We start from the raw sequence: 16571 nt of genomic DNA on the forward strand, positions 1-16571 counted from the left end.
TTCTCGGCGCTCTCGGGGTTCGCATTCACGGGGTTCGCGTCCAATCGCTCGGATTCACAGGGCACTCTGCTTCAGGGGGTGTCGCACACGGGCTGCCGCACACCACGGTCACGCCGCCACGCTCGGACCTCATCGGGCCTCCGCCCCCCGCCCGGTCCGGCGCAGCGCCCGGCCGGGGCGCGCACCCGTGGCACGGCCCCCGTCCACGACGGCGGTGCCGTTCACGTACACCTGCTCGATGCCCGCGGCCGGCCGTCGGGGCTGCTCGAAGGTGGCGGTGTCCCGGACCCGCTCGGGGTCGAACAGGACCAGGTCGGCGTGGTACCCGGTGGCGATCCGCCCGCGCCGGTGCAGCCGCAGCCGGGCGGCCGGCCGGCCGGTCATCCGGGCGACGGCCTCCTCCAGCGTCAGGACACCCGACTCCCGCACGTAGCGGGCCAGGTAGCGCGGGAAGGTGCCCCAGGCGCGCGGGTGCGGCCGGGCGCCGACCAGCAGCCCGTCGCTGCCGACCGTGTGCGCGCGGTGGCGCATGATCGCCCGGACGTTCTCCTCGTGGCCGACGTGCTGGAGGATGGTGGTGGCCAGCCCGTCCCGGAGCAGCAGGTCGAGGAAGACCTCGGTGCCGCTGCGGCCCTGGTCGGCGGCGAGTTCGGCGACGGTCCGGCCGACCGTGTCGGCGAGTTCGGGGGCGCCGACGCCGGAGAGCTGGATGGTGGCCCAGTCGGTGACCACGCCGTGGCAGCCGTCGCTGCCCTTCTCCTCCACCTCGTAGCGGATCCGCTCGCGCGCCGCCGGGTCGCCGAGCCTGGCCAGGGTGGCCTGCGGGCCGCCCTCGGTCGCCCAACTCGGCAGCAGCGCCGCCAGGGTGGTGGACCCGGGAAGGTAGGGGTAGCTGTCCAGGGTGAGGTCCACGCCCTCGTCGAGCGCCCGGTCGACCAGGTCCAGCAGTTCGCCGGCCCGGCCCTCGTTGACGCCGAAGTTCATGGTGGCGTGGGTGAGGTGGAGCGGGCAGCCGGACCGCCGGGCGATCTCGACCATCTCCGCGTACCCCTCCAACGCGCCCGCACCGTACGAGCGCTGGTGCGGCGCGTGGAAGCCGCCGTACCCGGCGACCACCCGGCAGAGCTCGACCAGCTCCTCCGTCCCGGCGTACATCCCGGGGGTGTACGTCAGGCCGCTGGACATGCCGACCGCGCCCTCGGCCAGGCCCTGCGCCAACAGCTCGCGCATCCGGTCGAGTTCGGCCTCGCTCGGGGCGCGGTTGTCCCAGCCCATGGCGAGCATCCGCAGCGAGCCGTGCGGCACCAGGTAGCAGGCGTTGACGGCGGGGCCGGTCCGGTCGAGCCGGTCCAGGTAGCCGCCGACGGTCCGCCAGTCCCAGGCGAAGCCGTCCGGATCGCCGTTCCAGCCGGCGATCTGGCGGCGCAGCGCGGGCAGCGTGGTGTCGTCGACCGGCGCGTAGGAGAGGCCGTCCTGGCCGAGGACCTCGCAGGTCACGCCCTGGGTGACCTTGGCCGGGTGCTCGGGCTCGCGCAGCAGGGCGAGGTCGGAGTGGGCGTGCATGTCGATGAACCCGGGGGCGAGCACCAGCCCGTCCGCGTCCACCGTCCGGGCGGCGCCGCCCGCCGCTCCGGCGCCGGTGACCTCGACGATCAGCCCGTCGGCGATCCGGACGTCCGCCCGGTGGCGCCCGGCGCCGGTCCCGTCGACGACGGTGGCGCCCCGGAACACCGTCCCCCGGAGCGCCGCACCCCGTCCGGCGGTGTCCGCACCGCCAGGTTCGCCGCCCATCAGAAGAACGTCCTGACCAGTCCGGTCACCTTCGGCTCGGCCGCCGAGGCGTCGTCCAGCACCGGGATCAGCGCCCACTTGTCGAAGGCGGTGCACGGGTGCGAGATCCCGAGCCGCAGCACGGCGCCGACCGGGGCGAGGTCGCCCGCGTCGCGCAGGAAGGCGTGCTGGTCGTTGAGCGCGGTGATCCGCGCCGACGTGCCGGTCAGCGGCGCGCCGCCGCGCACGGACTGCGGCTCCGGCAGGCCCTCGTCGAACGGCAGGTCGCGCTTGCCCGCGTCCAGCAGGGCCAGCTGCGGCTCCGGCCGGGAGACCACCCGGGCCCAGCCGTGCAGCGCGGCGCGCAGCGCCCCGCCGTCGCCGCCGCCCCCGCGGGCGAGCGGCGAGATCCCCCGGTAGAAGCCGTCGTCGTGCGCGATGTACGCGCCCGAGCGCAGCACCACGAAGGCCTCCGGCAGCGCGGCCAGCTCCTCGGCCACCAGGTCGAAGTAGGCGCTGCCGCCGGCCGTCACCACCGGCGCGGCCCCGTCCGCGTAGCGGCCGGCCAGTCGCCCGTGCAGTTCGGCCAGCGACCGCAGGTAGCCGCGCACGGCGGCGAGGCCGCCCTCGCTCGCGTCGTGCGCCAGCGCGCCCTCGTAGCCGCCGATGCCGGCCAGCCGGAGGGTCGGCGCGCTCCCGACGGCGGCGGCGATCTCCACCGCCGCGTCGACGCCGCGTGCACCGGTGCGCCCGCCCGGGCCGCCGAGTTCGACCAGCACCTCGACCGGGCGCTCGGCCCCGGCGGCGCGCAGCGCCTCGTCCATCAGCCGGACGCTCTCGACGGAGTCCACCCAGCAGGCGAAGGCGAAGTCCGGGTCGGCGGCCAGCTCGCCCGCCAGCCAGCGCAGGCCGGCCGGGTCGAGCAGGGAGTTGGCGAGCAGCAGCCGCCGCACGCCGAAGGCCCGGGCGACCCGCAGCTGCGGCAGGTTGGCGAGGGTGATGCCGTGGCTGCCGGCGGCCAGCTGCGCCTGCCAGAGCGCGGGCGCCATGGTGGTCTTGCCGTGCGGGGCGAGCGCCACGCCGGCGTCGGCGCACCAGCGGGCCATGGTCCGCAGGTTGTGGTCGAGCGCGCCCGCGTCGAGGGTGAGCAGCGGGGTGCCGAGGTCGGCGAGGCCGGGGCCGGTGGCCAGGTACTGGCGGACGGTCAGCCCCGCGGCGGCCGGTGGCAGCGCTTTGAACCGCCAGTCGAGCACCTCCTCGGCCAGCGCCGCCACCGCTCGGGTGTCGAGGCCGGGGCCGGTGCCGCTGCTTGCGAAGGTCTGGTCCACCGTCTTCCTCCATCTGCCATGTTGCAACATGCGCAATGAGGGTTGCACATGCTGGCAACACGGTTCTAGCATCGGCGCCGGACGAAGGTCAACGACAGCCGCCCGCCGCACGCGGGTCAGGCCGGCTCGCCGCAGCACCCCCCACCCGGCCGGGCCGCAGCACCCCGAGGAGCCCAGCAGATGCCACGCCAGGACGCCGCCGTGACCCCGGGCACCCCACCGCCCGGCCGTCCGGCGGCCGCCCCGTCCGCCCCCGGCCCGGCATCCGCCGTCGACGCCCCGGAATCCGGCCCCGCCGCGCACACCGCCCCGGAGCCCGCCACCGCGGCGCACCCGGCCCCGGTGGCCGTCTGCGTGGGCGAGTCGATGGCCGTCCTCCTCCCGGACCGGCCGGGACCGCTGGAGTCCGTGGAGAACTTCAGCCTCTCGGTCGGCGGCGCCGAGTCCAACGTGGCCGGCGCCCTTTCCGCCCTGGGCGTGCCCAGCGCCTGGATCAGCCGGGTCGGCGACGACGGCTTCGGCCGCCGCCTGCTCGGCGAGCTGACCGCCCGGGGCGTGGACGTCTCCGCGGTCGCCGTCGACCCGCACCGCCCGACCGGCGTCTACCTCAAGGAGGTCGGCGGCACCACCGGCGAGCGCCACGACCTCGGCCCGGGCCGCAGCCGGCTGCACTACCACCGGCGAGGCTCGGCCGCCGCCGCGCTCTCCCCCGCCCTGCTGGCCGACCCGGCCGCCGCCCGGCTGCTGGCCGGGGCCAGGCTGCTGCACCTGTCCGGCATCACCGCCGCCCTCTCCGACGACTGCCTCGCGCTGACCCGCGCCCTGCTCGCCGACCGCCGCCCCGGCCGGCTGGTCAGCTTCGACCTCAACTGGCGCCCCGCGCTCTGGCGCGAGCGCGACCCCTCGGTGCTGCCGCCGCTGCTGGACGCCGCCGATCTGCTGCTGCTCGGCGCCGACGAGGCCGAGACCGCCTTCGGCACCGGCGACCCGCACGCGCTGCGCCGCCGCTTCCCCTCCCCCGCCACCCTGGTGGTCAAGGACGCCGCCCGCGTCGTCACCGCGGTCGAGCGCGACGGCACCGCCGTCTGGGAACCGGCGCTGGCCGTCGAGGTGGTCGAGGCCACCGGTGCGGGGGACGCCTTCGCGGCCGGCTACCTGGCCGGCACCGTCCGCGGCCTCGACCAGCGGCGCCGTCTGCGGCTGGGCCACCTGAGCGCCGCCTGCGCGCTGACCGCGCACGGCGACCAGGCCGAGCTGCCGCCCGCCGAGGTGGTCGCCGCCCTGCTCGACGCCGCTCCGGAGGACTGGGCGGCCACCCGGGTCTCGGCGGATGGCATCGTGTCTCCTGTCCTGTCCGCACCGGGCGCCCCCGCGCACACCACGGAGACCGCCGCCCCCGGGGGCGGTGCCGCCGACCCTCGACCGGCCGCCGCCCCGGCCCTTGGAGCACCATGAGCCAGACCGTCACCCGCGCCCTGCGCATCCTCGCCGAGCTCGGCGAGGGCGAGCGCTCCCTGGACCAGCTGGCCGAGGTGCTCGGCGTGCACAAGACGACCGTGCTGCGACTGCTCCAGTCCCTCGAAGAGGAACGATTCGTCTACCGGGACGCCGGTTACCGCTACCACCTGGGCGCCGGGCTGTTCGCCCTCTCCGGCCTGGCCCTGGAACAGCGCGGGGTGCGCCGGATCGCCGCCCCGCACCTCGCCGAGCTGAACGCCGCCACCGGCCAGACCGTGCACCTGGCCGCGTACGAGGGCGGCGAGGTGGTCTACATCGACAAGTACGACTCCCGCCACCCGGTGCGGATGTACTCGCGGATCGGCCTGCGCGCCGCCCTGCACAGCGCCGCCGTCTCCAAGGTGCTGCTCGCCGACCTGCCCGCGCCGGAGCGGCGCCGGGTGGTCGCCGGGATCGACTTCGTCCCGCACACCCCCCGCACCCTGGCCACGCCCGAGGCGCTGCTCGCGGAGCTGGAGAAGGTCGCCGTCCAGGGCTGGGCGCAGGACCACGCCGAGCACGAGTCCTTCATCAACTGCGTCGCCGCCCCGATCCGGGACGCCAGCGGCCGGGTGGTCGCCGCCGCCTCGATCTCCGTCCCGGACGTCGTGCTCCCGTACGAGCAGGTGCTGGAGCTGCTGCCGCAGCTGCTCGCCACCACCCGGGCGATCTCCGCCGACTGCGGCCAGACCCCGAACCACCCCTGATCCCGCCTCTGGCCCCACGAACCGTCCCGATCCCCCGCACCACCCCCGTCCCGACCGCACCCCACCGAGGAAGCGAACACACCCGCATGAGCGACAAGACCGAGATCCGCACCGACGGCGCCCCCGCCCCGGCCTGGATGTTCTCCCAGGGCGTCCGCAAGGGCCCGATCCTCCAGGTCTCCGGCCAGGGCCCGCAGGACCCGGCCACCGGCGAGTACCTGTACCACGGCGACGTGAAGGCGCAGACCCGCCGCACGCTGGAGAACGTCAAGGCGATCGTCGAGGCCGGCGGCGCCACCATCGAGGACGTGGTGATGTTCCGGGTGTACCTCACCAAGCGGGCCGACTTCCCGCTGATGAACGAGGTCTACGCCGAGTTCATCGACGAGAACATCAAGCCGGGCGGCGTGAAGCCGTGCCGCACCACGATCTTCGCCGAGCTGCCGCAGGAGCCGATGCTGGTGGAGATCGACGCCCAGGCCGTCGTCGCCTGATCCCGCCCGTGCGACCGAAGGGCCCGGACCCCGCGTCCGGGCCCTTCGCGCATCCGCCCGCTCCGGCGCCTTGCCCTCCCCCCTCCGGGTCGTTAGGTTAGGCTCACCTAACTAACAGGCAGGCAGCCAGCCGGAGGTCCCGAACCCATGAGCCCGCACCCCCTCGACGCCGAGACCGCCGAGATCCCCGAGATCCCCGAGATCCCCGAGCCGAGCGCCGCCGAGCGGATCGCCGGCCTGCTCACCGCCGCCTCCTCGGTGGTCCTGCGGGCCTGCGGCGAGCACCACGAGCTCACCACCCCCGTCTCGGTGCACGGCTCCCGGCTGCGGCTGCGCGCCCCGCTCGACGCCCCGCTGACCGTCGCCGCCGCCCGCGAGCAGGACGGCCTCGCCGTCGTGCTCGACCTCACCGACATCGCCCCGGTCGCCGTCCGCGACCGGGTCCGCGGCCGCCTCACCCTGGCCGGCCGGCTCCACCTCGCCCACCTCGCCGACGACGGCCTCAGCGTCCACCTCCGCCTGGACGTCGCCCACGCGGTGATCTCCACCCCGTACGGCACCACCGCGATCACCGGCGCCGACCTCGCGGCCGCCTCACCCGACCCGCTGGCCCGCTACGAGGCCGGCCTGCTCACCCACCTGGCCGACGGCCACCCCGACGCGCTCGCCGTGCTCACCCGCCTGATCGACCCCGACCTGCTCGCCGCCCACCCCGCCGTCCGCCCGCTCGCGCTGGACCGGTACGGCCTGGTGCTCCGGCTGGACCACCCGCACGGACACCGCGACGTCCGCCTGGTCTTCCCCGAACCGGCCCGCGACGCCGACGAGTTCGGCCACCGGGTGCACCAACTCGTGGCCGCCGCCGAGCAGGTGCTGCCCGCCCGCCGCCACTGAGGCAGCGTGGGCCGGCGCACCGTCAGGCCCGCACCGGGGCACCGTCGTCGGAGCGCTCCACCGCGTCCTCCAGGACGATCCGCCCCATCCGGGCGTACCGCTCCGGCCGACGGGCGCGCATCCACAGGGCCAGCCCGGTCCCGCCCAGGAAGGTGCCGATCACCAGGTACGGGATCAGCCGGAAGAGCAGCGTCCCGGCGGCCGCCCCGGCGGCGGCGCCCCTGTTGACCACCAGCAGGGCCACCACCCCCGCCATCGCCACTCCGCCGACCAGCGGCGCGACCAGCGTCCGGAACCAGTGCCGGGTCCGCGGATGCCGCCCCTGCACGTGGAACCAGCCGACCACCGCGAACGAGCAGAGCGTCTGCACGATCAGGATCGCCATCGTCCCCAGCAGCGCCAGCACCGTGTAGAGGTGCGCGTACGGGTCCATCCCCGCCGCCAGGAACCCGGCCACCAGCGCCGCCGCGATCACCGACTGGACCAGCGAGGCGACGTGCGGCGAGCCGTGCCGCGGATGGGTGCGTCCGAGCGCGGGGTGGAGGAAGCCCTCGCGCCCGATCGCGTAGAGGTACCGCGCCGCGCACTGGTGGAAGGCCATCGCGCAGGCGAAGGAGCCGCTCACCACCAGCCACTGGAACACCGTGACCGCCCAGCCGCCGAGGTGCGCGCCGAGCGGATCGAAGAAGAGGCTGTTGCCGTCCTTGCCGGGGACCGCGCCGTCGGCGACCTCGACCGCCCGCCGCACGCCGTTGCCGGAGACGATCATCCAGGAGACGAAGACGTAGAACACCCCGACCCCGACCACCGAGATCAGCGTCGCCCTCGGCACCACCCGCTTCGGGTCCCGGGACTCCTCGCCGTACATCGCCGTGGACTCGAAGCCGACCCAGGAGCAGAACGCGAAGAACAGCCCCAGCCCGGCGCCGCCCGTCCCCGTCCCCGCCACACCGCGGAAGGCGTTCAGCGGATCGAGCGACCGCGCGGCGATCCCGTCCGGCCCGCCGCCGGTGAACAGCACCGCCAGCGCGACCGCGCCCAGCACGGCGACCTCCAGCACCAGCGCCACCCCGAGCACCCGCGCGGTCAGGTGCAGGTCGAACCAGGCCATCACCGCGATCACCAGCAGCCCGAGCGCCGCGTACCAGCCCCAGGGCACCTCCACCCCCAGCTGCGCCGCGACCAGTCCGCGCAGCGCGTACGCGAAGAAGCCGATCACCGCCGCCTCGAAGACGATGTAGGCGAGCAGGGCCAGCAGTCCCGACGCCATCCCGGGCACCCGGCCCAGCCCGTGCGAGATGTAGCCGTAGAACGCCCCGGCCGCGGTGAGGTGACGGGCCATCGCCACGTAGCCGACCGAGAAGACGGTGAGCACCAGGGTCGCGAAGACGTACGCGGCGGGCGCCCCGGCGCCGTTGCCCTGACCGATGACGATCGGGAGGTTGCCGGTCATCGCGGTGATCGGCGCCGCCGTGGCGACCGCCATGAACACCACGCCCGCCAGCCCGACCGAGTCCGCCTTCAGCCGGTGCACCCCCGCCCCCGGACTCGCCGCGCCCTCGACCGCGTCCCCGCGCTGGATGGCCATCCGGCCCCCTTCACCCGCCGTGGCTGTGCCGCCCGCCGGTCCGGTCGGGCGCTGACTGCCCGACAGCATCGGGGGCGCGGCGAAGGGGCCGCAACGAGGGGTGATCCGGCGTCAGCACCTCGGGGTTGACGCCGCGTTCGAGCGGGACCCGCCCCGTTCGAGGGCGCACGGCGAACGGCGCGCGGTGACCGGCGCACGGCGAACGACGCGCAGTGACGGCGACCGGCGAACGACGGCAGCCGGCCCGGCTCGCGAGGGAGGTCTCGCGAGCCGGGCCGGCCGGACGGGCGTGTCCCGCGCCCGTCGATCCACTGGAGGTACGGCGATCACCCGGTCGAGCGGTCACCCGACATGACCATTCCGGGGGAGTCGTTTCGCCCCGCACCCAGCGGTGGTGGAGAGGATCCGACCGGAGGGTCAGATCGCGACGCCGTGCGCCCGCAGGTAGGCGATCGGGTCGATGTCCGAGCCGTACTCCGAGCCGGTGCGGACCTCGAAGTGCAGGTGCGGGCCGGTCACGTTGCCGGTGGCACCGGAGAGGCCGATCTGCTGGCCGGCGGTGACGGCCTGGCCGACCTTCACGCCGATCGAGGACAGGTGCGCGTACTGGGCGTACTTGCCGTCGGCGAGCTTGATCTCGACCTCGTTGCCGTAGGCGCCGCCGTTGCCGGCCTTCACCACGGTGCCGTTCGCGATGGCGCGCAGCGGGGTGCCGGTGGCCGCGACGAAGTCGGCGCCGGTGTGGTGGCCGGAGGCCCACATCGAGCCGGCCACGCCGTACGCGGTGCCGAGCTTCGGGTTGGCCAGCGGGGCGACGTAGCCGGAGGTGGCGGCGACGACCGGGGTCGCGGTCACCGGGGCGACGACGGGCTGGACGGCGGGCTTGACGGCCGGAGCGGCCGGCTTGGTCGCCGGGGCGGCCGGCTTCGCGGCCGGAGCGGCCGGCTTCGCGGCGGGGGCGGCCGACTTGGTAGCCGGGGCGGCGGGCTTCGCGGCGGGCGCGGCCGGCTTGGTCGCCGGGGCGGCCGGGGCGGCCTTGGTGCCGAGCGCGAGCTGCTGACCCGGGAAGATCAGGTTCGGGTTGGCGCCGACGACCGAGCGGTTGTGCTCGTACAGCGCCTGCCAGCCACCCTCGACGCTCTTCGCGGCGGCGATCTTCGACAGGGTGTCCCCGCCGACGACCTTGTAGCTCTCCTCGGCCGGAGCGGCCGGAGCGGCCGGAGCGGCGGCCGGGGCGGCCTGGGCAGCCGGGGCGGCGGCCGGAGCGGCGGCCTTCGCGGCGGGGACCTCGTGGGCCTGGGCGGTGACGGTGGTCACCAGCGGGAGGGCGAAGGCGGCACCGGTGACAGCGGTGGCGATGCCGATGCGGGCGGCGCGGGGCAGGGCGATACGACGAGCCTGTGCGGGCATGGAAATGTCCTCTCCGACGCCTGCGAGGTGAGCTGTCGGGTTCGGGCTGGAGTTGCCCGGCCGCTCACAATGGCGGCTTCACCCCAAGCCGGACCGCAAGAAGAAATGGGTCCGGCGACTTACCTGTGGGTCCCCCGCTCCTGCCGTACAGAGTTCGTTGCGTACCACCGGGCAGCGGCAGGACTAGGCGTTCCACCCGGTGGCCACCCGGGCTGACGCCGGGCGGTCGCTGAACTAAAACCCATCCGTTCGGGTGAAGCAATGTCGATCTCCGCACCCCGGGACCAAAGTCCGCAATGCCGTGACGCTCCGCAGGAAAGGCATGCACAGTACGTGCACAATCCATTGACGGTGCGCACGTGATCCGCAACCCTGCGCCGATGTCGGAATCAGTACGCACACGATCACTCACGGAGCGGGCATCCTCCGACACACCCCCGGTGACCCTTGTCACGTGGGCCCCACCGGGCTCACCATGGGCCGTGGCCACCTCCGAGGCCGGCACCCTGCGGTTGGGCACCGCGCAGGGTCGCTGGGTACTTCTGGCGACGGTGCTCGGCTCCAGCATGGCGATGCTCGACGGAACCGTCGTCAACGTCGCGCTGCCCCGGATCGGCGCCGACCTCGGCGCCCAACTCGACGCCCTGCAATGGACGCTCAACGCCTATCTGCTCACCCTGGCGGGCCTGATCCTGCTCGGCGGCGCGCTCGGCGACCGGTACGGCCGGCGCCGGGTCTTCCTGCTCGGCGTGGTCTGGTTCGCCGCCGCCTCCGCGGCCTGCGCCGCCGCGCCCACCATCGAGGTGCTGATCATCGCGCGCGCCGTGCAGGGCATCGGCGGCGCGCTGCTCACCCCCGGCTCGCTGGCGATGCTCCAGGCGGTCTTCCACCCGGACGACCGCTCGGCGGCCGTCGGCCTCTGGTCGGGGTTCGGCGGCGTCTCGGCGGCGGTCGGCCCGCTGCTCGGCGGCTGGCTGGTGGACGGGCCCGGCTGGCGCTGGATCTTCCTGCTGAACCTGCCGCTGGCGGCGCTGGTGGTGGCGGTGTCCGCCCGGCACGTGCCGGAGAGCCGGGACGAGTCCGCGACCGGCCGCTTCGACGTGCTGGGCGCGGCGCTGGCCGCCCTGGCGCTGGGCGCCGTCACCTACGCGCTGACCGCCGCCGGGAAGGGCGTGTCCGCCGAGGTCTGGGTCAGCGGGATCGCGGGCCTGCTGCTCGGCGCCGCCTTCGTCGTGGTCGAGCGCCGCACCCCGGAGCCGATGCTGCCGCTCGGCCTCTTCTCCTCCCGGCTGTTCACCGCCGTGAACCTGGTCACCCTCGCCGTCTACGCGGCCTTCAGCGGCGTCTTCTTCCTGCTGGTCGTCCAGCTGCAGATCGTGTCCGGCTTCTCCCCGCTGGTCTCCGGGCTGGCCCTGGTGCCGATCACCGTGATCATGCTGGTGCTGTCCGCCCGGGCCGGCCGGCTGGGCAAGCGGATCGGCCCCCGGCTGCCGCTCACCGTCGGTCCGATGCTCTGCGCGGCGGGCGTGCTGCTGATGCTGCGGATCGGCCCCGGCGCCTCGTACTGGACGGACGTGCTGCCCGCGGTCGCGGTGATGGGCTTCGGCATGGTGCTGCTGGTCGCGCCGCTGACCGCCACCGTGCTGGCGGCGGTGGACGTGCGGCACGCGGGCATCGCCAGCGGGGTCAACAACGCGGCGGCCCGGGCGGCCGGCCTGCTGGCGGTCGCCGCGCTGCCCGCGCTGGCCGGTCTGAGCGGGGACGCCTACCGGGTGCCGGACGCGGTCGACTCCGCCTTCCGCACCGCGATGCTGATCTGCGCCGGGCTGCTGGTGGCCGGCGGGGTGACCGCGCTGGTCGCCGTCCACGGCAATGTGCTGGCCCCGGCGGACGAGCACCCGGTGGCCGAGCCGGACTGCCGCTACACCTGCCCCACCAACGGCCCGCCGCTCGACCCCGGCCACCCCGCCGCCGTCCCGGCGGAGCACGGCGAGGGCCCCGCCGCCTCCTCGGCGACGGGGCCCTGAGAAGCCCGGCGATCCGTCAGAGAATGTCGCCCGGCGCGTACTTGGCGGCCTCAGGGTACGCGGCCGCGACGGCCTCGACCTGGCGGACGACCTCGGCGACCTGCGCACCGGCGGCACCGGTGAACGACAGCCGGTCGGCCAGCAGCGCGTCCAGCGCGGCCCGGTCCAGCGGGATCCGGTCGTCGTTGGCCAGCCGGTCCAGCAGCTCGTTCTCCCGGGCGCCGGCCCGCATCGCGAGCGCGGAGGCGACGGCGTGCTCCTTGATGACCTCGTGCCCGGTCTCCCGGCCGACGCCCGCGCGCACCGCGCCCATCAGCACCTTGGTGGTGGCCAGGAACGGCAGGTAGCGGTCCAGCTCGGCCTCGATCACGGCCGGGAAGGCGCCGAACTCGTCGAGGACGGTCAGGAAGGTCTCCAGCAGGCCGTCGAAGGCGAAGAAGGCGTCCGGCAGCGCGACCCGGCGGACCACCGAGCAGGAGACGTCGCCCTCGTTCCACTGGTCGCCGGCCAGCTCGCCGGTCATCGACGCGTAGCCGCGCAGGATCACGGCCAGGCCGTTCACGCGCTCGCAGGAGCGGGTGTTCATCTTGTGCGGCATCGCCGAGGAGCCGACCTGGCCCTCCTTGAAGCCCTCGGTCACCAGCTCGTGGCCGGCCATCAGCCGGATGGTCTTGGCCAGGCTGGACGGCGCGGCGGCCAGCTGGACGAGGGCGGTCAGCACCTCGAAGTCCAGCGAGCGCGGGTAGACCTGGCCGACGCTGGTGAGCACGTTCTCGAAGCCGAGGTGCCCGGCGACCCGGCGCTCCAGCTCGGCGAGCTTGTCGGTGTCGCCGCCGAGCAGGTCGAGCATGTCCTGGGCGGTGCCGACCGGGCCCTTGATCCCGCGCAGCGGGTAGCGGGCGATCAGCTCCTCCAGACGGCGGAAGGCGACCAGCAGCTCGTCGGTGATCGACGCGAAGCGCTTGCCCAGGGTGGTGGCCTGCGCGGCCACGTTGTGCGAGCGGCCGGCCATGACCAGCTCGGCGTGCTCGGCGGAGAGCCGGCCCAGGCGGACCAGCACGGCGACGGTGCGGTCGCGCACGTGCTCCAGCGACTGCCGGATCTGCAGCTGCTCGACGTTCTCGGTCAGATCCCGGGAGGTCATGCCCTTGTGGATCTGCTCGTGGCCGGCGAGTTCGCTGAACTCCTCGATCCGAGCCTTGACGTCGTGCCGGGTGACCCGCTCACGGGCGGCGATGGAACCGAGGTCGACCTGGTCGACGACCCGCTCGTAGTCGGCGACGGCGGTGGCGGGCACCTCGACACCGAGGTCCTGCTGGGCCTTCAGGACGGCGAGCCAGAGGTGGCGCTCGAGGACCACCTTGTGCTCGGGGGACCAGAGCTGGGCCAGGGTCGCCGAGGCGTACCGGGAGGCCAGGACATTGGGGATCTGGGGCTTCGCGCTCACGCTTCGCAAGCCTAACAGCCGAGGTCAGCCGGAACGGCCCGGGCTCGGGTAGGCTGGGGCACTTGAGTCGAAACAAGAATGCGCCCTAAAAACTCCTCGCCGCAAGGATACCACACCTGTGAACGGATCTCCAGCGGTTCCCCCTCCGCCGACCGACCCGGACGCCCTCCTCGCCGAGGCGCTGCGCGCCGAACAGGCCCGGCTGACCGGCCTCTACGCCCATCTGGACGCCGCCCGCGAGCGTGCCCGCCGGACCCTCGCGGCGGCCGGCCGCGGCGCCGGCCCCGGCGGCACCCACCAGGCCCGGCTGGAGCGCGAACTGCGCGCCGGCGAGGCCGCCCGCCGCGCCGCCCGGCTGGACGCCGTCGAGCGCGGCCTCTGCTTCGGCCGCCTCGACCACCGCGACGGCACCGTCCGCCACATCGGCCGGATCGGCCTGCGCGACGAGCTGGACGAGACCTACGAGCCGGTGCTGGTCGACTGGCGCGCCCCCGCCGCCCGCCCGTTCTACACCGCCACCCCGGCCGACCCGGACGGGGTGGTCCGCCGCCGCCACCTGCACACCCGCGGCCGCACCCTCACCGGGCTGGACGACGAGGCGCTCGACCTCGCCGCCCTGGACGAGGGCGGACGGCGCGGCCTGGTCGGCGAGGCGGCGCTGATGGCCGCCCTCGACCGCGAGCGCACCGGCCGGATGGCCTCCGTCGTCGCGACCGTCCAGGCCGAGCAGGACCGGGTGATCCGCGCCCCGCTGCCCGGCGCCCTGGTCGTCCAGGGCGGCCCGGGCACCGGCAAGACGGTCACCGCCCTGCACCGCGCCGCCTACCTGCTGTACACCCACCGCGCGGTGCTGGAGCGGCGCGGCGTCCTGGTCCTCGGCCCCAACCCGGCGTTCCTGCGCTACATCGACCAGGTGCTGCCCGCGCTCGGCGAGACCGAGGTGGTGCTGCGCACCGTCGGCGAGCTGTTCCCCGGGGTGCGGGCCACCGCCGAGGACGAGCCTGCCGCCGCGGTGGTCAAGGGCGGGCCGTGGATGGCGGACGCGGTCCGGCGCGCCGTCGAGGCCCATCAGCGGCTGCCCGCCGGCGACCTGCTGCTCGGCGAGGGCCTGCGGCTGCCCCGCCGGGTCTGCGCCGAGGCCCGGCGGGCCGCGCGCGGACTGCGCCTGCCGCACAACGCGGCCCGCGCGTTCTTCCTGCGCACCCTGCTCGACGCCCTCGCGGTGGCGCAGGCGCTCACCCTCGGCCGCCCGTACGACGAGGAGGAGGCCCGCTACGCGCCCGGCGAACTCTGGGCGCAGCCCGGGATCCGCACCGGGCTCGACGCCCTCTGGCCGATCCTGACGCCCCGCCGGCTGGTCGACCGGCTGCTCTCCGAACCGGCCCTGCTGGCCGTCGCGGCCCCCGGCCTCTCCCCCGCAGAACGCGCCGCCGTCCTGCGCCCGGCCGGCGCGCCGTGGACCACCGGGGACGTCCCGCTGCTCGACGAGGCGGCGGAGCTCCTCGGCGAGGACGGCGGCGCGGTCCGGGCCCGGTCCCGCGCCGCCGAGCGGACGCTGGAGGAGGAGCTGGCCTACGCCGAGGGCGTGCTCACCGTCACCGGCCAGCGGGACGACGCCACCCTGGACGCCGGGCTGCTCGCCGAGCGGTTCCGCGACACCGGCCCGGAGCGCACCACCGCCGAGCGCGCCGCCGACGACCGCACGTGGGCGTACGGGCACGTGGTGGTCGACGAGGCGCAGGAGCTGTCCGCGATGGCCTGGCGCGCCGTGCTGCGCCGGGTGCCGACCCGCTCGCTGACCATCGTCGGCGACCTCGCCCAGACCGCCTCTCCGGCCGGGGCCCGGTCGTCCTGGGCCGAGGTCCTGGACCGCGAACTGCAGGGCCGCTGGCGCGAGGAGCGGCTCACCGTCAACTACCGCACCCCGGCCGCGATCATGGCGCCGGCGGCGGCGGTGCTGCGCGCCCACGCGCCCGGCCAGGAGCCGCCCGAGGCCGTCCGGGAGACCCCCGATCGCCCGCACGTCCTGCCCGTCCCGGACGGCGACTACGCCGCGGCCCTGGCCGCCCTGCCCGCGGGCCCCGGCACCCTCGGGGTGATCGCGCCGGACGCCGACGCCGCCGCCCTGGGCGCGCTGACCGTCCGGGCGGCCAAGGGCCTGGAGTTCGACGCGGTCGTCCTGGTCGACCCGGCCGCCCTGCTCGCCCAGGGGGCGGCGGACCTCTACGTCGCCCTCACCCGCGCGACCCGGCGCCTCACCCTGCTCCACCACACCCCGCTGCCGCCCGTCCTCGCGGCGGCCCTGACGGCGCGGCCGAGCCCGGAGGCACGGCCGGCCGGCGGCTAGCTAGGCGGTACGCCCGCTGAGGACCGGAAGGACCTGGACGCAGATCGAGTGCAGCGCCGCGCGCTGCTCGCCGCTCAGGCGCTCGAAGGCCTGGTGGGTGCGGCCCATCTCGCCGCGGATCCGCGCCAGGATCTCCCGGCCCTGCTCGCTGATGACCACGATCTTGACCCGCCGGTCGCCCGCCGAGGCCTCCCGGCGGGCCAGGCCCAGCGCCTCCAGCCGGTCGACGATCCCGGTCACGTTGGAGGCGTCGCAGCCGAGCCGCCCGGCCAGCGCGCGCATCGGCACCGGCTCCTGGACGGCTCCGAGCGCCTTGGCCTGCGAGGAGGAGAGGCCGTGCCGGGCCGCGGCGGCCGCGAAGTCCTGGAAGTACGCACCACCGACGGCGGCCAGCGCCTCCATCAGCTGGGCGTTGGTCGGTACCGAAGTGGTCGTCGTCGAACCCATGAGGATCAGCCTACGACCGACTGCTTCAGTAACTCAAGATTTGAGCACGGCAAAGGTCCGGCGGTTGAACCGCCGGCCCGGGAAGACCCTCCGCTCAGAGCACCAGCTGGTCGAACAGCCGCCGAAGCTCGGTGTCCGGATCGGCGGTCAGCCCCGTGTGCACCGGCCCCGGCTGCACCACCGCGCTGCGCGGCGCGGTGAGCCAGCGGAACCGCTGCCCCGGGCTGTCCGCCGCGGCCGGACCGGCCGAAGGACCGCCCGCGCAGACCGCCTCGATCCCCTGCAGCGCCCTCCGCACCGCGGCCACGTCGGCGACCGGGTCCAGCGCCAGCAGCCGCGCCTGGTCCAGGTGCGTCCGCGCGGCCAGGTGGGGGCCCTGCCGGCAGTACAGCAGCACGCCCACGTTGACGCACTCGCCGCGCTCCACCCGGGGCACCGCCCGGATCACCGCGTACTCGTAGTCCTGCAGCTCGGCCCGGCCGGACAGCGCCGACCGCGCCGCTCCGGGGACCCGCTGCTCCGCCGAGCCCCGGTCGGACGGCCCGGAGCCGGCGGACCAGGAGTCGCCGGACCAGGAACCGCTCGACCAGGAGCCGCCGAACTCCGAGCCGGACA

Annotated in this window: 13 protein-coding genes and 1 riboswitch; of the genes, 6 read left to right on the top strand and 7 right to left on the bottom strand. The window is 75.4% G+C overall.

Going from position 1 to position 16571, the window contains the following annotated elements; genetic code table 11:
- Positions 1–129: 129 nt before the first annotated feature.
- Together ACFVFS_RS16960 and ACFVFS_RS16965 are read right to left on the bottom strand one after the other, a co-directional pair.
- Positions 130–1791 (bottom strand): amidohydrolase family protein, encoded by a 1662-nt coding sequence (locus ACFVFS_RS16960; protein WP_380624789.1) that lies wholly within the window; start codon positions 1789–1791, stop codon positions 130–132.
- Positions 1791–3098 carry an amino acid deaminase gene (locus ACFVFS_RS16965; RefSeq protein WP_380624791.1) on the bottom strand — a complete coding sequence of 436 codons (1308 nt, stop codon included), beginning with the start codon at positions 3096–3098 and terminating at the stop codon, positions 1791–1793. The genes ACFVFS_RS16960 and ACFVFS_RS16965 overlap by 1 nt, the downstream gene beginning before the upstream one ends.
- A 180-nt stretch (positions 3099–3278) precedes the next feature.
- Here ACFVFS_RS16965 and ACFVFS_RS16970 point away from each other — a divergent pair, with 180 nt between their 5' ends.
- The 4 genes from ACFVFS_RS16970 (at position 3279) to ACFVFS_RS16985 (ending at position 6690) form a co-directional block, all read left to right on the top strand.
- Positions 3279–4553, top strand: coding sequence for a sugar kinase (locus ACFVFS_RS16970; RefSeq protein WP_380624793.1), 1275 nt, complete (start codon positions 3279–3281; stop codon positions 4551–4553).
- Positions 4550–5302, top strand: a complete 753-nt coding sequence (locus ACFVFS_RS16975) for an IclR family transcriptional regulator (RefSeq protein WP_380624795.1) — start codon at positions 4550–4552, stop codon at positions 5300–5302. Before ACFVFS_RS16970 ends, ACFVFS_RS16975 begins: the two co-directional genes overlap by 4 nt.
- An 86-nt stretch (positions 5303–5388) precedes the next feature.
- Positions 5389–5796 carry a RidA family protein gene (locus ACFVFS_RS16980; protein ID WP_380624797.1) on the top strand — a complete coding sequence of 136 codons (408 nt, stop codon included), beginning with the start codon at positions 5389–5391 and terminating at the stop codon, positions 5794–5796.
- Positions 5797–5943: 147 nt separating this feature from the next.
- The gene (locus tag ACFVFS_RS16985; RefSeq protein ID WP_380624799.1) at positions 5944–6690 is read left to right on the top strand and encodes a DUF2470 domain-containing protein; all 747 of its coding nucleotides are present in this window, start codon (positions 5944–5946) and stop codon (positions 6688–6690) included.
- Positions 6691–6712: 22 nt separating this feature from the next.
- On the opposite strand, the gene ACFVFS_RS16990 is transcribed toward ACFVFS_RS16985, so the two are convergent.
- Together ACFVFS_RS16990 and ACFVFS_RS16995 are read right to left on the bottom strand one after the other, a co-directional pair.
- On the bottom strand, positions 6713–8278 hold the full coding sequence (locus ACFVFS_RS16990; RefSeq protein WP_380624801.1) for an APC family permease: 1566 nt from the start codon (positions 8276–8278) through the stop codon (positions 6713–6715).
- 417 nt (positions 8279–8695) lie between these two features.
- Positions 8696–9688, bottom strand: coding sequence for a peptidoglycan DD-metalloendopeptidase family protein (locus ACFVFS_RS16995; RefSeq protein ID WP_380624803.1), 993 nt, complete (start codon positions 9686–9688; stop codon positions 8696–8698).
- Positions 9689–9690: 2 nt separating this feature from the next.
- Positions 9691–9858: riboswitch (cyclic di-AMP (ydaO/yuaA leader) on the bottom strand.
- A 210-nt stretch (positions 9859–10068) separates the two neighbouring features.
- On the opposite strand from ACFVFS_RS16995, the gene ACFVFS_RS17000 reads away from it, so the two are divergent.
- Entirely contained in the window at positions 10069–11715 is a 1647-nt protein-coding gene (locus ACFVFS_RS17000) for an MFS transporter (RefSeq protein WP_380624805.1), read from the top strand.
- Between the two features lie 16 nt (positions 11716–11731).
- Here ACFVFS_RS17000 and purB read toward each other — a convergent pair whose 3' ends face one another.
- Positions 11732–13162: an adenylosuccinate lyase gene (purB, locus tag ACFVFS_RS17005; RefSeq protein ID WP_380624807.1), complete on the bottom strand. Its 1431-nt coding sequence runs from the start codon at positions 13160–13162 to the stop codon at positions 11732–11734.
- A 118-nt stretch (positions 13163–13280) separates the two neighbouring features.
- Here purB and ACFVFS_RS17010 point away from each other — a divergent pair, with 118 nt between their 5' ends.
- On the top strand, positions 13281–15509 hold the full coding sequence (locus tag ACFVFS_RS17010) for a HelD family protein (RefSeq protein ID WP_380624809.1): 2229 nt from the start codon (positions 13281–13283) through the stop codon (positions 15507–15509).
- Here ACFVFS_RS17010 and ACFVFS_RS17015 read toward each other — a convergent pair whose 3' ends face one another.
- The gene (locus ACFVFS_RS17015; protein ID WP_380624811.1) at positions 15510–15956 is read right to left on the bottom strand and encodes a MarR family winged helix-turn-helix transcriptional regulator; all 447 of its coding nucleotides are present in this window, start codon (positions 15954–15956) and stop codon (positions 15510–15512) included.
- Positions 15957–16050: 94 nt separating this feature from the next.
- Positions 16051–16443, bottom strand: a complete 393-nt coding sequence (locus tag ACFVFS_RS17020; protein ID WP_380624849.1) for a DUF3037 domain-containing protein — start codon at positions 16441–16443, stop codon at positions 16051–16053.
- Positions 16444–16571 lie beyond the last annotated feature (128 nt).

This window comes from Kitasatospora sp. NPDC057692, assembly GCF_042799475.1.
Taxonomy (GTDB): Bacteria; Actinomycetota; Actinomycetes; order Streptomycetales; family Streptomycetaceae; genus Kitasatospora.

Excerpts from the sequence above, each read along its gene's own strand:
- ACFVFS_RS16960 (WP_380624789.1), bottom strand. The coding sequence starts at position 1,791 with ATGGGCGGCGAACCTGGCGGTGCGGACACCGCCGGACGGGGTGCGGCG.
- ACFVFS_RS16980 (WP_380624797.1), top strand. The coding sequence starts at position 5,389 with ATGAGCGACAAGACCGAGATCCGCACCGACGGCGCCCCCGCCCCGGCC.
- ACFVFS_RS16990 (WP_380624801.1), bottom strand. The coding sequence starts at position 8,278 with ATGGCCATCCAGCGCGGGGACGCGGTCGAGGGCGCGGCGAGTCCGGGG.
- ACFVFS_RS16995 (WP_380624803.1), bottom strand. The coding sequence starts at position 9,688 with ATGCCCGCACAGGCTCGTCGTATCGCCCTGCCCCGCGCCGCCCGCATC.
- ACFVFS_RS16970 (WP_380624793.1), top strand. The coding sequence starts at position 3,279 with ATGCCACGCCAGGACGCCGCCGTGACCCCGGGCACCCCACCGCCCGGC.
- ACFVFS_RS17000 (WP_380624805.1), top strand. The coding sequence starts at position 10,069 with ATGTCGGAATCAGTACGCACACGATCACTCACGGAGCGGGCATCCTCC.
- ACFVFS_RS16985 (WP_380624799.1), top strand. The coding sequence starts at position 5,944 with ATGAGCCCGCACCCCCTCGACGCCGAGACCGCCGAGATCCCCGAGATC.
- ACFVFS_RS17015 (WP_380624811.1), bottom strand. The coding sequence starts at position 15,956 with ATGGGTTCGACGACGACCACTTCGGTACCGACCAACGCCCAGCTGATG.
- ACFVFS_RS16975 (WP_380624795.1), top strand. The coding sequence starts at position 4,550 with ATGAGCCAGACCGTCACCCGCGCCCTGCGCATCCTCGCCGAGCTCGGC.